The organism is Streptomyces sp. NPDC051315, assembly GCF_044455165.1.
GTDB lineage: Bacteria > Actinomycetota > Actinomycetes > Streptomycetales > Streptomycetaceae > Streptomyces.
Map to the genome: position 1 here is coordinate 1 of NZ_JBITEN010000037.1, position 16,717 is coordinate 16,717.

Genomic DNA, 16,717 nt, shown 5'->3' on the forward strand with positions numbered 1-16,717 from the left:
CGCGCTCGATGAACTTCTCGTCTACTCCGAGGAATCGGGTGTACGGGTGCGTCGTATCGAGGTGGATTACGCCTCGCACTCGGCGCATGTCGAGGCCATCGAGCGGGAGTTGGCGGAGGTTCTGGCCCCGGTCGCGGCGCGGGAGCCGGTGGTGCCGTTCCTGTCGACGGTGACGGGGGAGTGGATCGGCGCGGGCGAGACCGATGCCGGGTACTGGTATCGCAACTTGCGCCAGACCGTGCGTCTGGAGCCGGCCGTGCGTCAGCTCGCCCAGTCCGGTCATGGCGCGTTCCTGGAGATGAGTCCGCATCCGGTGCTGACGGTGCCGGTGGCGGAGACCGTCGAGGCGGCGGGCGCCGATGCCGTGGTCGTGGGATCGCTGCGCCGGGGCGAAGGCGGCCTGGACCGTCTCTACGTCTCCCTGGGCGAGGCGTGGGCGCGTGGAGTCGCCGTCGACTGGACGCCCGCCTTCGACGGGCTGTCCCCGCGCCAAGTCGAGTTGCCGACGTACCCGTTCCAGCGGCGGCACTACTGGCTCGACCCGGTCGTCCGCCCGGCAGGTGCCGAGGCGGGGCGCGGTGACATGGACCCCGTCGACGACGGCTTCTGGACCAGCGTGGAGAACCAGGACCTCGATGCCCTCGCCGAAGACCTCGGGGTCGCCGACGTCCGCTCGCTGGCGGAGATCGTGCCCGCGCTGTCGTCCTGGCGGCGTGACCGGATCAACCGCTCGACCCTCGACGGCTGGCGCTACCGGGTGATCTGGCGGCCCCGACCCGACCAGCCCGCCCGCACCGACGCGCTCCCGGGCACCTGGCTGCTCGTCGTCCCCGCCGGACACGAGGCCGATTCCCTCGTACGGGACGTGACCGAGGCCGTCCAGACGTACGCGGCCGGGACGCACGTACTGGTCGTCGGGGCGGCCGAGGCCGAACGCGACCGCATGACGGACCTGATACGGCGGCGGACCGAGGACGTCACCGTGGGCGGCGTGCTCTCGCTGCTCGGGCTGGACGAGTCGCCGTGGTCGCCGGAGGGTGTGCTGCCCACCGGCCTGGTGCTGACGACGACCCTGCTCCAGGCCCTCGGCGACGCGCGGGTCGACGCGCCCGTGTGGTGTGCCACGCGCGGCGCCGTCACCGTGCACCGCGGCGACCCGCTCGTCAGCCCGCTGCAGGCCACGAACTGGGGCCTCGGCCGCATCGCGGCCCTGGAGTACCCGCAGCGCTGGGGCGGACTCGTCGACCTGCCCGAGACGCTCGACACCCGGGCCGCACGACGCCTGGCCACGGCCCTGTCCGGGACGCTGGAGGAGGACCACGTCGCCGTACGGCCGTCCGGGCTCTTCGCCCGCCGGCTGGTGCGCGCGGGCGACGGACCGCGGCCCGAGGGCACCTGGAAGCCGTCCGGCACCGTACTCGTCACCGGCGGCACCGGCGGACTCGGCCGGCACGTCGCCCGCTGGCTCGCCCGCGGCGGAGCCGAGCACCTGGTGCTCGTCTCCCGGCGCGGTCCCGCCGCCCCCGGCGCCGACGACCTCGTGGCCGAGCTCGCGGAACTCGGCACCTCCGCCAGCGTCGTCGCCTGCGACGTGTCCGACGCGGAAGCCGTGCGACGACTCGTCGACGACCTGCCCGGAGGCGGCACCCTGACCGCCGTCTTCCACACCGCGGGCATCATCGACGACGGCCTCATCGACGCGCTCACCCCGCAGCGGGCCCACGACGTGCTGCGGCCCAAGGCCGACGCGGCGCTCGCGCTCGACGCGGCCACCCGCCACCTGGACCTCGACGCGTTCGTCCTCTTCTCCTCCATGGCCGGCACCCTCGGCGGACCCGGCCAGGGCAGCTACGCCGCCGCCAACGCCCACCTCGACGCGCTCGCCGCCCGGCGACGCGCCGAGGGCCTGCCCGCCACGTCGATCGGCTGGGGCACCTGGGCCGGGGGCGGCATGGTGGGCGAGGAGGTCGCCGAACGGCTCCGCCGCGACGGCGTGCCCCCGATGGACCCCGAACTGGCCATCGCCTCCCTGCAGAAGGCCCTCGACCAGGACGAGGAATTCCTCATCGTGGCCGACGTCGACTGGAAACTCATCACGGCCCGCGCCTTCGCCGCACTGCGCGAACTGCCCGAGACCCGGGCCGCCGTCGCCGAGCGGACGGCGAAGAAGGAGAGCGACCCCGTGGACGGGCCGCCGCTCGTCAAGCGGCTCGCCGCCCTCGCCCCCGCCGAGCGGCGGGCCGCCCTGCTCATGGAGATCCGCACGCAGGCCGCCGCCGTCCTCGGACACACCGACCCCGACGCCGTCCCGGAAGGCCGCGCCTTCCGCGACCTCGGCTTCGACTCGCTGACCGCCGTGGAACTGCGCAACCGCTTCGCCGAGGCCACCGGCCTCCGACTGCCGGTCACCCTCGCCTTCGACCATCCCTCCGCGTCCGCCCTCGCCGCCCACCTGGACGGCGAGCTGTTCGGCGGGCAGACCGCCGACGCCGCCCTGTCCGCCCCGCCCACGGCCTCGGTGGACGACGACCCGGTGGTCATCGTCGGCATGGGCTGCCGCTTCCCCGGCGGGGTCACCTCACCCGAGGAACTGTGGCGGCTCGTCGCCGACGGCACGGACGCCATCACCCCGTTCCCCGGCGACCGCGGCTGGGACGTCGAGAACCTGTACGACCCCGACCCCGACCGCGTCGGCCACTCCTACGCCCGGCACGGCGGCTTCCTGCACGACGCCGACCGGTTCGACCCGGCGTTCTTCGGGATCTCACCCCGCGAGGCGGTCGCCATCGACCCGCAGCACCGGCTGCTGCTGGAAACGTCCTGGGAGGCGTTCGAACGCGCCGGCATCGATCCGGAGGGGATGCGCGGCGCCCGGGCCGGCGTGTTCGTCGGCTCCAACTACAACGACTACGCCCGCAGGGTCCGGCAGGCCCCCGAGGAACTGGAGGGATACCTGGCCACCGGCAGCGCGAGCAGCGTCGCCTCCGGCCGCATCGCCTACACCTTCGGTCTCGAAGGGCCCGCCGTCACCGTCGACACCGCCTGCTCCTCGTCGCTGGTCGCCCTGCACCTGGCCGTGCAGGCGCTGCGGTCGGGGGAGTGCGAACTGGCCCTGGCCGGCGGCGTCACCGTGATCTCCACGCCGGACACCTTCGTCGAGTTCAGCCGGCAGCGCGCGCTGTCGCCCGACGGGCGCTGCAAGCCGTTCGCCGCCGAGGCCGACGGGGCGGGCTGGGCCGAGGGCGTCGGCCTGCTCCTGCTGGAGCGGCTGTCCGACGCCCGCCGCGAGGGGCACCCGGTGCTCGCGGTCGTGGCCGGCAGCGCCGTCAACCAGGACGGCGCCTCCAACGGGCTGACCGCCCCGAGCGGCCCGGCCCAGCAGCGCGTCATCCGGCAGGCCCTCGCCTCCGCCGGGCTCTCCCCGGCCGACGTCGACGCCGTCGAGGCGCACGGCACCGGGACCAAGCTGGGCGACCCGATCGAGGCGCAGGCCCTGCTCGCCACCTACGGCCAGGACCGGCCCGCCGACCGCCCGCTGTGGCTGGGGGCGGTGAAGTCCAACATCGGGCACACGCAGGCCGCCTCCGGCGTCGCCGGTGTGATCAAGATGGTGATGGCGATGCGGCACGGTGTCCTGCCGCGCACCCTGCACGCCGACCGTCCCTCCCCGCACGTCGACTGGTCCGCCGGCGCCGTGCGCCTGCTGCACGAGGAGCGGGTCTGGGAGCGGGGCGACGGCCCGCGGCGCGCCGGCGTGTCCTCCTTCGGCGTCAGCGGCACCAACGCCCACGTCATCCTCCAGGAGCCGGAGGAGGCCCCCGCACAGCCGCAGCCGCAGCCCGGTGACCGGCCCGTCCGGGTACTGCCCTGGTTGCTGTCCGCCCGTGGCGGTGCCGCCCTGCGCGAGCAGGCCCGCCGCCTCCTGGACCACATCGCGGCACGTCCCGGGACCCCGCCGGCCGACCTCGCGCTGTCCCTGGCCACCACGCGCGCACAACTGGAGGACCGGGCGGCCGTCGTGGCCGACGACACCGACGCCCTCACCCGGGCGCTCACCGCCCTCGCCGAAGGCCGCGAGCACCCGCAGCTGATCACCGGACGGGCCCGGGGCGGCCGGACGGCGTTCCTCTTCTCCGGCCAGGGCGCCCAGCGCCCGGAGACCGGACGCGCCCTGTACGAGACCCACGAGGTGTTCGCCGACGCCCTCGACGCGGTCTGCGCCCACCTCGACGGACACCTCGGCACCCCGCTGCGGGACGTGATGTTCGCCGAGCCCGGCAGCCCGCGAGCGGCCCTGCTGGACCGTACCGACTACACCCAGGCCGCGCTGTTCGCCGTGCAGGTCGCCCTGTACCGGCTGCTGGAGAGCCTGGACGTACGGCCCGACGTGCTGCTGGGCCACTCCGTCGGTGAGATCGCCGCCGCGCACGTCGCCGGCGCCCTCACCCTGGAGGACGCCTGCCGGCTGGTCGCCGTGCGCGGACGGCTCATGGCCGCTCTGCCGGAGGGCGGCGCCATGATCTCCGTACAGGCCGGCGTGGCGGAGGTGACACCGCTGCTCGCCGCCTACGGGGGCCGGGTGGCCGTCGCCGCCGACAACAGCCCCCTGGCCACCGTCCTGTCCGGCGACGAGGACGACGTCACCGCGCTCGCCGCCGAACTCGCCGCGCAGGGCCGCAAGACCCGCGGGCTCAACGTCGGCCACGCCTTCCACTCGCACCGCATGGACGGCATGCTCGACGCCTTCGCCGAGCACACCGCACAGCTGCGTCACGAGGCCCCCGCCGTGCCGGTGGTGTCCACCCTCACCGGACGCCCCGTCACCGCCGACGAACCCTTCGACGGCGCCTACTGGGTGCGCCAGGTCCGCGACAGCGTCCGCTTCCGGGACGGCATCCGCGCCCTTCAGGAGCAGGGCGTCACCACCTACGTGGAGATCGGGCCCGGCGGCACGCTCACCGCGCTCGCCGGGGAGTGCGTCGACAGCGCCGCCCTGCTGGTGCCCACCCTGGCCCGGGACACCGAGGAGAGCAGGTCGCTGACCTCCGCTCTCGCCCGGCTGCACACCCACGGCCACCGCGTCGGCTGGGACACCTGGTTCGCCCCCACCGGGGCCCGGCGCACCGACCTGCCGACCTACCCCTTCCAGCGGCGCCGCTACTGGCTGGAGGCGACCGGCACCGACACCGCGGGCGCGGGCCCGGACGCCGTACGGCACCCCCTGGTCACCGCGGCCGTGCCACTGGCCGGCGGGGACGGCCTGGTCCTGACCGGGACCGTCTCCGTGGACGGCCGGCCCTGGCTCGCCGACCACGCCCTCGACGGCCGGGTCCTGTTCCCCGGCACCGCGTTCCTGGACCTCGCCCTGGAGGCCTGCGCCCACGTGGGGGCCGCCCGCGTCACCGACCTCACGCTGAACACGCCGCTCGTCCTGCCCGGGAGCGGAGGCGTGCGGCTCCAGGTCGGCGTCTCCGCACCCGACGAGAACGGCGACCGTACCCTGACCGTGCACTCCCGTCCCGCCACCGGCGACGCCGCGGACGGACCGTGGACCCGGCACGCCGAAGGCGTCCTCGGTGACGGTCCGGCGGTCGCGGGCGAGCCCGTCACGGCCGCCTGGCCGCCGCCCGGCGCGACCCCGGTCGACGTGTCCGGCCTGTACGAGCGAATCGCCGCCCAGGGCTTCGCCTACGGGCCCGCCTTCCGGGGGCTGCGCGCCGCCTGGCGCGACGGGGACACGGTGTACGCGGAGATCGCCCCCGAGGACGGCGAACACCTCCAGGGCACCGACCGGTTCCGCATCCATCCCGCCCTCCTCGACGCGGCCCTGCACACCGTGGCCCTCACCGTCGCCGAGGGCACCGGCACCGTGGTGCCGTTCACCTTCCAGGACGTCACCGCGTACGCCGCCGGACCCGCCGCCCTGCGCGTACGGCTCACCCCCACCGCGGAGCACACCCACCGGGTGACACTCCTGGACGGCGGCGGGGCGCCGGTCGCGGAGATCGGCGCGCTCGCCCTGCGCGCCGTGGACACCGCGGCCCTGCCGGCCGCCGCCGGCGCGCTGCACACCGTCCGCTGGATCCCGGCGGCCCCCGCCGGGCCGTCCGGCGCCGCCCCGGTGCACCTCGTGGGACGGGCGGCAGCCTCACTCGCCGGCCACCCGGCCCTGACGGGAGCCGTACGGCACGCCGATCCGGCCGCGCTGGTGACGGCGACCGCCGGGACCGCCGTACCGCGCACCGTGCTGGCCGTCGTGCCGGCGCCCGACGAGGACACCGGCCCCGCCGACGCCGCCCGGCACACCACCGGCCACGCGCTGCGGCTGGTGACCGAGTGGCTCGCGCAGGACGACCTCGCCGGGCTCCCGCCTGGTCCTGCTGACCCGTCACGCGGTGTCCACCGGCCCCGGCGACGCCGCCCGTACGGACCCCGCGCAGGCCGCCGTGTGGGGCCTGGTCCGCGCGGCACGGGCCGAGAACCCGGGCCGGTTCGCGCTCGTCGACCACGACGGCACGGTCGCCTCCCTGGCCCTGCTGCCCGCCGTCCTGGCCGGCGAGGACAGCGAGACCGCGCTGCGGGACGGCGCCGCCCTCGTGCCCCGGCTGACCCGGGCCACCCCCGGCACCGACGCGCCCGACGCGGTAGGCGACGGCACGGTGCTCGTCACCGGCGCGGCCGGCGTCCTGGCCCGTCAGGTCGCCCGCCACCTGGTCACCGCCCACGGCACCCGCTCGCTGCTGCTGGCCGGACGGCGCGGACCGGCCGCAGAGGGCATGAGCGAGCTGTGTGAGGAACTGCGCGGCCACGGCGCCCACGTCACCGTCGCCGCCTGCGACGTCGCCGACCGGGACGCCCTGAGCGCCCTGCTCGCCCAGGTCCCGGCCGACCGGCCGCTGACCGCGGTCGTGCACGCCGCCGGCGTCCTCGACGACGGCATCGTGCAGTCGCTCACCCCGGAACGCCTCGACACGGTCCTGCGCGCCAAGGCCGACGCCGCCGTGCTCCTGGCGGAACTCACCCGCGACACCGGCGCCGCGCTCATCCTGTTCTCCTCCCTCGCCGGCACCCTCGGCGGAGTCGGACAGGCCAACTACTCGGCCGCCAACGCCTTCCTCGACGCGTTCGCCACCCGTGGCGCCGCCGAAGGGCGCCGCGCGCAGTCCCTGGCCTGGGGGCTGTGGGCGGAGCGCAGCGGCATGACCGGCACCCTGGCCGAGGCCGACCGGCGCCGCATCTCCCGCAGCGGCCTGCGCCCCATGGCCACCGCCGACGCGCTCGCCCTGCTGGACACGGCGCTGCACAGCACGGAAGCCTGGTTCGCCCCCGCCGACCTGGACACCGCCGCGCTGCGCCACTCCGACGGCCCCGTGCCCGACCTGCTCGGTGACCTCGTGCCCGCCCGCGTCCGGCACACGACCCGCACGGCCCCGACTGCTTCCACCACACCCGCAGCCGAGTCCACCGGGGGCGGTCTGGCCGAGCGGCTCGCCGGGCTCGACCCCAGTGCCCGCCACCGAGCCGTCCTGGAGGCGGTGCTCGCCCAGGCCGCCCTGGTCATCGGCCATGACACCCCCGACTCCATCGACCCCGAACGAGGCTTCCTGGACATCGGCTTCGACTCCCTGACCGCCGTCGAACTGCGCAACCGGCTCAGCACGCTGGCAGGGGTCCGACTGCCCGCGACGCTCATGTTCGACCACCCCACCCCCGAACGGCTCGCCGCGCACCTGCTGGAGCGCACCGCCCCCGCCGACCCGCCCGCCGCCTCCCCGGTCCTCGACCTACTGGGCGCGTGGGAGGCACAGTTCGCGGACGCGTTCGCGGACCCGGCCCTGCACGACGGGCTGCGGCTGCGGCTGCGCGCCCTCCTGGACCGGCTCGACGGCATTCCGGCGCCCGCGCCGGACGCCGTGAGCGGTGTCCGAGACCTGGACAGCGCGGTGGACGAGGTCTCCGACGACGAACTCCGCGCCTTCCTGGAGGGCGACCTCGACGACGCCTGACCCGACCGGCCGCCGCGGCCCGGCCACCCTCCGGCCGCGGCGGCCCCGAACCGCACGGGGTGGGGTGAGGCCCTGATCCGCACCCCTGCTGTCCGCGGCCACCGGCCGCCCGATCCACGCCCCTGCTGTCCGCGGCCGCCGGCCGCCCGACGACCAAGCAACCGGCGTCGGCCGGCCCGACCGTGTGCGCCACGCCCGCCGATCCGCTCCCCACGGCCGCACCGCCCCGGCGCCGGGCGGCCACCCAATCTCGTCACCTGGATGGAACAGTGAAGGCTCTCGTACTCGCGGGGGGATCCGGTACGCGACTGCGGCCGATCACCCACACCTCCAGCAAGCAACTGGTCCCGGTCGCCAACAAGCCGATCCTCTTCTACGGCCTGGAGTCCATCGCCGCCGCCGGCATCACCGAGGTCGGGGTCATCGTCGGCAGCACCGCCGCCGAGATCGAGGCGGCGGTCGGCGACGGCTCCGCCTTCGGCCTCGACGTCACCTACATCCGGCAGAGCGAGCCCCTCGGGCTCGCCCACGCCGTCCTCATCGCCCGGTCCTTCCTCGGTGACGACGACTTCGTGATGTACCTCGGCGACAACTTCGTCCTCGACGGCATCGGCGACGTCGTCGACGAGTTCCGCAAGAACCCCTGCGACGCGCAGATCCTGCTCACCCGCGTCAGCGATCCCACCGCCTTCGGCGTGGCCGTGACCGACGACCAGGGCAACGTCCTCGACCTGGAGGAGAAACCGCGGACACCGCGCAGCGACCTCGCCGTCGCCGGTGTCTACCTGTTCACCCCCGTCGTCCACGACGCCGTGCGCGCCATCCGGCCCTCCGCCCGAGGCGAACTGGAGATCACCGACGCCCTCCAGTGGATGATCGACCAGCGCATGGCCGTGCGCTCCACCGTCATCACGGGCTACTGGAAGGACACCGGCAACGTCACCGACATGCTGGAGGTCAACCGGACCCTCCTGGAACGCCTCCAGCCAAGCGTCGACGGGTTCGTGGACGAGGAGAGCGAGATCATCGGGCGGGTCCGCATCGAGGCCGGCGCCCAGGTCCGGCGCTCCCGCATCGTGGGCCCCGCCATCATCGGCGCGGGCAGCGTCGTCACCGACTCCTACGTCGGACCGTCCACGTCGGTCGCCGAGGACTGCCGGATCAGCCAGAGCGAGATCGAGTACTCCATCGTCCTGCGCGAGTCCTCCTTCGACCGCATCCGCCGCGTGGAGGCGTCCCTCGTCGGACGCAACGTCAAGGTCACCCTCGCCCCCCGGCTGCCCGCCACCCACCGCCTCGTGATCGGCGACCACGGCCAGGTCCAGATCTCCTCATGAGCGCCGTCCGCCTCCTCGTCGTCACCGCGGTCGCCGCCGAACGCGACGCCGCAGCCCGCGGACTCGGCCCCGCCGACCCGGTCCCGCCGCCCGTGCCACCGGGACGGGACGCTGTCCGCGTCACCACGGGAGGCGAGGGCCTCGGCCACCGGCCGATCCGCGCCGACCTCGTCGTCGGGGGCGTCGGGCCGGCCGCGTCCGCGGCCACCACCGCGGCCGCGCTCACGGCGGCCACCGCCCTCGGCGAGCCCTACGACCTCGTCATCTCCACCGGCATCGCGGGCGGGTTCGCCCCCGTCGCCGCCCTGGGCTCCGTCGTCGTCGCCGACCGGATCGTCGCCGCCGACCTGGGCGCCGACACGCCCGACGGGTTCGTGCCCGTCGACGCCCTCGGCTTCGGCACCACCGAGCACGTCTGCGCACCCCACCTCGCCGCCGCCGTCGCCCGCGGCCTCGGCGCCGTCCACGCACCCGTCCTGACCGTCTCCACCGTCACCGGCACCGCCGAACGCGCCACCGCACTGCGGAAACGCCACCAGGCCGCCGCCGAGGCGATGGAGGGCTTCGGCGCCGCCGAGGCCGCCGCCGCCCACGGCACGCCCTTCCTGGAAATCCGTACCGTCTCCAACGCGGTCGGCCCTCGCGACCGCTCGGCCTGGCGCATCCCCGAGGCACTGGCCGCCCTGCACGACGCCTTCGCGGTCCTGCACTCCGTACTCACGCGAGGCGCTCCGCCGCCCTACGGCTGACCGGCGCGGTCCGGCGGCGGCTCCGTCCCCGCCCGGCTGATCAGCACGACCCCCACGGGCCGGACCCGCCGGACCGCCGCCCACACCCACCTGCGCCGACCTCCCCGGCCGCGTGCGCGCGCCCCACCGGACGAGCCCCTCCCCAACTCCGCCCGGCCGCACGGCCGCTGAGCGACGGGATGCCGCCACGGCCGCCGTTCCGGCCTGCGCGAACACCGAGCCGCGGCCTGCGCGAACACCGAGCCGCGGACGATTTCCAAGGGTTTCCCCAAACAACCTCGCCGAGGGCCGAAATCGGGTGACCGCGCGGGTCATGCTGTCCCCACCGCACGAGGAGATCGCCACCGGCCGGACCCCACCGGGCGCCCGGTCCGACGTCCGGCACTCCCGCGGCACCACCCGTTCCGCCACCGAACCGAACAGCATGGGGGCAGTCCATGACGCAGGAAGCGCAGCTTCGGGACTACCTCAAGCGGGTCACCGTCGATCTCCACACCACCCGCCGCAAGCTGCGGCAGCTGGAGGCCCGCGAGCAGGAGCCCATCGCCATCGTCGGCATGAGCTGCCGCCTGCCCGGCGACGTGCGCACCCCGGACGGCTTCTGGGACCTGCTGGTCTCCGGAACCGACGCGGTGACGCAGTGGCCCACCGACCGCGGCTGGCCCACCGCGTCCGGCACCGGCTCCGGCCACCGCCGGGGCGGCTTCGTCCGCGACGCCGACCGCTTCGACCCCGCCTTCTTCGGCATCTCCCCGCGCGAGGCCCTCGCCATGGACCCGCAGCAGCGCCTGCTGCTCGAAGTGGTCTGGGAGTCCCTCGAGCACGCCGGCATCGATCCGGCCACCCTGCGCGGCAGCCGCTCCGGCGTCTTCGTCGGGTGCAGTGACCAGGGCTACACCTCCGGTCTGACCGAGGTGCCCGAGGACGTCCGCGGACACCTGCTCACCGGCAACTCCATGTCCGTCCTCTCCGGCCGCGTCGCCTACACCCTCGGCCTCGAAGGCCCCGCCGTCACCGTCGACACCGCCTGCTCCTCCTCCCTGGTCGCCCTCCACCTGGCGGCCCAGTCGCTGCGCTCCGGGGAGTGCTCCCTGGCCGTCGTCGGCGGTGTCACCGTGATGTCGAGCCCCGGCGCGTTCACCGAGTTCGCCCGGCAGGGCGGCCTCGCCGGCGACGGCCGCTGCAAGGCGTTCTCCGACGACGCCGACGGCACCGGCTGGGCCGAGGGCGCCGGCATCCTCGTGGTGCAGCGTCTTTCCGACGCCCGCCGCGACAACCGTCCCGTGCTCGCGGTCGTCCGCGGCAGCGCCGTCAACCAGGACGGCGCCTCCAACGGCCTGACCGCCCCCAACGGCCTGTCCCAGCAGCGCGTCATCCTCGCCGCGCTGGCCAACGCCGGACTGCCCGCCACCGAGATCGACGCCGTCGAGGCGCACGGCACCGGCACCGCGCTCGGCGACCCGATCGAGGCCCGCGCCCTGCTGGCCACCTACGGGCAGGGCCGCCCCGCCGACCGGCCCCTGCTGCTCGGCTCCGCCAAGTCCAACCTCGGCCACACCCAGGCCGCCGCCGGTGTCGTCGGCGTCATCAAGTCCGTCCTCGCCCTGCGCCACGGCGTACTGCCCCCCACCCTGCACGCCGAACGCCCCTCCACCCACGTCGACTGGAGCGCCGGCCACGTCCGGCTCCTGACCGAGGCGCACGACTGGCCGCGGACCGACCACCCGCGCCGGGTCGGCGTCTCCGCCTTCGGCGTCTCCGGCACCAACGCCCACGTCATCGTCGAACAGGCCCCCGAGCCGTCGGAGGAGGAGGCCGACGGTACCGATGACACGTCTCCCCGCGCGAGCCTCCCGGTCCTGCCCTGGATCCTGTCCGCCCACGACGAGGAGACCCTGCGCGCCCAGGCCCGCCGCCTGGCCGACCATCTCGCCACCCACCCGCACGCCGACCCCTACGACCTCGCCGCGTCCCTCGCCACCACCCGCACCGCACACCCGCACCGCGCCGCCGTCCTCGGCGCCGACCGCTCCGAACTCACGGCGGCCGTCGAGGCGTTGGCGCGAGGCGAAGCCGCCGCGGACGTCCTCACCGACACCGCCCGGGGTCCCGGCAAGCTCGCCTTCCTGTTCTCGGGGCAGGGCGCGCAGCGTCCCGGCATGGGGCGTGAGCTGTACGAGACGTTCCCGGTGTTCGCCGAGGCGTTCGACGCGGTCTGCGCCCACGTCGGCGCGGAGCTGCGGGACGTCGTCCTCGGCGGGCGCGGTGAGGAACTGGACCGTACGGAGTGGACGCAGCCCGCGCTGTTCGCGTTCGAGGTGGCGTTGTTCCGGCTGATGGAGTCGTGGGGTGTACGCCCGGACCTCGTCATGGGGCACTCCGTCGGTGAGATCACCGCCGCACACGTGGCCGGGGTGCTGTCCCTGGGGGACGCCTGCACGCTGGTGACCGCGCGGGGACGGCTCATGCAGGCCCTGCCGCCGGGCGGGGCGATGGTGGCGGCCGAGGTGGCCGAGGAGGAGGTCCTGCCGCTGCTGGCGGGGCGAGAGGTCTCGGTCGCGGCGGTCAACGGCCCTCGCGCCGTGGTGATCGCGGGCGCGGAGCCCGCGGTGACCGAGGTCGCCGCGGAACTGGCCGCCCGGGGGTGCCGCACCTCCCGGCTCCGCGTCAGCCACGCCTTCCATTCGCCGCTCACGGAACCGATGCTGGCCGACTTCCGCCGGGTCGCCGAACGCCTCACCTACGCCGCCCCGTCGATCCCGGTCGTCTCCAACGTCACCGGCCGGCTCGCGGCGGAGGGCGAACTGACCGGCGCCGACCACTGGGTGCGCCATGTCCGTCAGGCCGTCCGGTTCGCCGACGGTGTCTCCGCCCTGGTCGGCGAAGGCGCGACCCGGTTCGTCGAACTCGGTCCCGACAGCACGCTCACCGCCCTCGCCCGGACCTGCGTCCCCGACGACCGCGGGCTGCTGTTCCTGCCGGCCCAGCGCAAGCAGGGTGCCGAAGCCCGGCACCTGGTCGGCGCCCTCGCCCGCCTGCACCTCCACGGGGTGGCGGTGTCGTGGCCCGCGTTCCTCCCCGGCGCCCGCGTCGTCGGTCTGCCGACCTACGCCTTCCGCCGCGACCGCTACTGGCTGGAGCGCTCGTACACCGAGGACGGCGCCGACCCCGTCCCGTCCGGGCCGCACCACCACGTCATCTGGGCCCCGGCCCGGGGACTGCCGGAAACGGCGCTGCTGTCCGGCCGCTGGCTGCTCGTGCGGCCCACGTCCCTCGACGGCGACGACGGATGGCAGGGCGCCCTGACCGCCGCGCTCCTCGACGCGGGGGCCGACGTGGTCACCGTGGACCACCATCACCTCGACACCCGCGCCGAGTTCGCCCGCCGGATCGCCGCCGCCGTCGAGGACGGCCCGGTCACCGGGGTCCTCTCCGTGCTCGCGCTCAGCACTGCGGTGGACGACGTGCCCGGGGGCGTGTCCGCCACCGCGGTGCTCCTCCAAGCGCTCGGTGACGCCCGTGTCGAGGCCCCGATGTGGGCGCTCACGCGCGGCGCCGTGACCGCCGACGCGAACGACCCGGCGCCCGACCCCGCCCAGGCCGCCGTCTGGGGTCTGGGGCGTGTCGCCGCCCTGGAGCACCCCAACCGCTGGGGCGGCCTCGCCGACCTCCCCCCGACCCTGGACCAGCGCTCCACGGCGCGGCTCGTCGCCCTGCTCGCCGACGGCACGGCGCACCCGTACCCGCACGAGGACCAGGTCGCCGTCCGCGCCGACGACGTCCTCGCCCGCCGGGTGGTCCCGGCAGCCCCGTCCGGGGAAGCGGCCTGGCAGCCGGCCGGGACCGTGCTGGTGACCGGCGGTACCGGAGCACTGGGGGCGCGCGTGGCCCGCTGGGCCGCGCGGCAGGGAGCCGCCCACCTCGTCCTCGTCAGCCGACGAGGCGCACAGGCGCCGGGCGCCGAGGCCCTCGGCGAGGAGCTGCGTCGCCTGGGAGCCGACGTCACCTTCCTGTCGATGGACCTGACGGACCGTGAGGCGGTCCTCGAGCTGCTCGACACCCACCCGGTGGACGCCGTGGTCCACACGGCCGGCGTCATCGACGACGGAGTCCTCGACGGCCTCACCCCGCAGGCCTTCCGCTCCGTCTTCGGGGCCAAGGTCGCCGGAGCCCGGCACCTCGACGAACTGACCCGCGACCGCGACCTGTCCGCCTTCGTCCTGTTCTCCTCCTTCGCCGGCACCGTCGGCTCCGCCGGGCAGGGCAACTACGCCGCCGCGAACGCCCTGTTGGACGCGCTGGCCGAGCGGCGGCGGGCCGAGGGCCTGCCGGGGACGTCCATCGCGTGGGGACCGTGGGCCGGCGGCGGCATGGCGGCCGACGCCGACGCCGAAGGCCGCCAGGTGCGCGGCGGGGTCGGCCTGCTCGATCCCGACCGGGCCCTGGACGCCCTCGCCGTCCTCGCCGCCGGGAACTCCGCCGCGCCCCTGGTCGCCGACGTCGACTGGCACCGCTTCGGCACCGCCTTCACCGCCGTCCGCCCGAGCCCGTTGCTCGCCGAGGTCTGCGACCGTCCGGCCGGGGCCCGGCCCGCTCCGGCCGCCACCGGCCTGCGCGCCCGCCTCGCCGGCCTGCCCGCCGAGAGGTGTCAGCAGGAGCTGCTGACCGAGGTGCGCTCGCGCGCCGCCGCCGCCCTCGGGTACGGCGGGCCCGAACAGGTCGGCGCGGAGCGGGCGTTCCGCGACCTCGGCGTCGACTCGCTGATCGCGGTCGAACTGCGCAACGCGCTCGCCGCCGCGTGCGGCGTCACCCTCCCGACGACCGTGGTGTTCGACCACCCGACGCCCCAGGCGCTCGCCGCCCACCTGCACGACGAACTCTTCGGCGCCGCCGCCGCCACGACCACCCCCGCCCCGGCCGTCGTCAGCGACGAGCCGGTGGCGATCGTCGGGATGGCCTGCCGTTTCCCCGGCGGTGTCGACTCGCCGGAGAGTCTGTGGTCGCTGCTGGAGGAAGGGCGCGACGGCATCACCGACTTCCCCGCCGACCGCGGCTGGGACCTCGACCGGCTCTTCGCCCCCGACCCCGACAACCCCTACGCCGGCCACACCGCGAGCGGCGGCTTCCTCGACGGCGTCGCCGGGTTCGACGCGGAGTTCTTCGGTGTTTCGCCGCGTGAGGCGTTGGCGATGGATCCGCAGCAGCGGTTGCTGCTGGAGACGTCGTGGGAGGCGGTGGAGAGGGCGGGGATCGATCCGCGGTCGTTGCGGGGCAGGCAGGTCGGTGTGTTCACGGGCACCAACGGCCAGGATTATCCGGCCCTGCTGCACATCTCGGAGGGGGACTTCGGCGGGTACGTCGGCACGGGTAACGCGGCGAGTGTGATGTCGGGCCGGCTGGCGTACGTGCTGGGCCTGGAGGGTCCGGCGGTGACGGTGGACACGGCCTGCTCCTCTTCACTGGTCGCTCTGCACATGGCGGTGCGGTCGCTGCGGTCGGGGGAGTGTGATCTGGCGCTGGCCGGTGGTGTGACGGTGATGTCGACACCGGGTGCGTTCGTGGAGTTCGCTCGCCAGGGTGGTCTGGCGGGTGATGGCCGGTGCAAGGCGTTCGCGGAGGGTGCGGACGGTACGGGGTGGGGTGAGGGTGTCGGTGTGCTGCTGGTGGAGCGGCTGTCGGATGCGCGGGCGCGTGGTCACCGGGTGCTGGCGGTGGTGCGGGGTTCGGCGGTGAATCAGGATGGTGCGTCGAACGGGTTGACGGCGCCGAACGGTCCGTCGCAGCAGCGGGTGATCCGTGCCGCGCTGGCGAGTGCGGGGCTGTCGCCGTCCGACGTGGATGTGGTGGAGGCGCACGGGACGGGGACGCGGCTGGGTGATCCGATCGAGGCGCAGGCCCTGCTGGCGGCCTACGGCCAAGACCGAGAAGAGCCTCTGTGGCTGGGGTCGGTGAAGTCGAATCTGGGTCATACGCAGGCGGCCGCGGGTGTGGCCGGTGTGATCAAGATGGTGGAGGCGTTGCGGCATGGTGTGCTGCCGGCGACGCTGCACGTGGACGAGCCGTCCTCCCAGGTGGACTGGACGGCGGGCGACGTACGGCTCCTGACCGAGCGGCGAGCGTGGCCCGACCTGGAACGTCCCCGACGCGCCGCCGTCTCGGCCTTCGGAGTCAGCGGCACCAACGCCCACGTCATCCTGGAGCAGAGCGCCCCGGAGACGGAGACGGAGACCGAGTCGCCCGCGGTCGCGACGGACGGTGAGCCGATCGTCTGGATGTTCTCCGGCCGCAGCGAGGAGGCACTGCGCGCCCAGGCCCGCTCCCTCCACGCCTTCGCCACCCGCCGTCCGGACACACCGGCGGCCTGCACCGGGCTCGCCCTCGCTAAGACCCGCACGCACTTCGAGCACCGAGCCGTCGCGGTGATGGAGAACACCACCCGCCTCGTCGACGCGCTGGCCGAACTCGGTGCCGGACACATGCCGCTGGACATCGTGCGCGGGCAGGACCGGGGTGAGGCACGCCAGGCATTTCTGTTCTCGGGTCAGGGTGCGCAGCGTCCTGGTATGGGGCGTGAGCTGTACGAGGCGTTCCCGGTGTTCGCCGAGGCTTTCGACGCGGTCTGCGT

Annotated in this window: 4 protein-coding genes and 2 pseudogenes; all 6 read left to right on the forward strand. The window is 75.1% G+C overall.

Annotation, left to right across the window (positions count from 1 at the left end):
* Positions 1-61 precede the first annotated feature (61 nt).
* A pseudogene (locus tag ACIBBD_RS38375) lies at positions 62-5,986 on the forward strand (SDR family NAD(P)-dependent oxidoreductase); the annotation flags it as partial.
* 409 nt (positions 5,987-6,395) lie between these two features.
* Positions 6,396-6,545 (forward strand): annotated as a pseudogene (locus ACIBBD_RS38380) (hypothetical protein); the annotation flags it as partial.
* Positions 6,546-6,659: 114 nt separating this feature from the next.
* Positions 6,660-8,006: a type I polyketide synthase gene (locus tag ACIBBD_RS38385; protein ID WP_399424609.1), complete on the forward strand. Its 1,347-nt coding sequence runs from the start codon at positions 6,660-6,662 to the stop codon at positions 8,004-8,006.
* A 269-nt stretch (positions 8,007-8,275) separates the two neighbouring features.
* Positions 8,276-9,343, forward strand: a complete 1,068-nt coding sequence (locus ACIBBD_RS38390; protein ID WP_399424604.1) for a glucose-1-phosphate thymidylyltransferase — start codon at positions 8,276-8,278, stop codon at positions 9,341-9,343.
* Positions 9,340-10,092, forward strand: a complete 753-nt coding sequence (locus ACIBBD_RS38395; RefSeq protein WP_399424606.1) for a futalosine hydrolase — start codon at positions 9,340-9,342, stop codon at positions 10,090-10,092. The genes ACIBBD_RS38390 and ACIBBD_RS38395 overlap by 4 nt, the downstream gene beginning before the upstream one ends.
* A gap of 437 nt (positions 10,093-10,529) precedes the next feature.
* Positions 10,530-16,717, forward strand: a 6,188-nt coding sequence (locus ACIBBD_RS38400) for an SDR family NAD(P)-dependent oxidoreductase (protein ID WP_399424607.1), incomplete at its 3' end; no start/stop codon positions are given.

Bases quoted from the DNA above. Each gene is read 5' to 3' on its own strand.
- ACIBBD_RS38395 (WP_399424606.1), top strand. From the start codon at position 9,340: ATGAGCGCCGTCCGCCTCCTCGTCGTCACCGCGGTCGCCGCCGAACGC.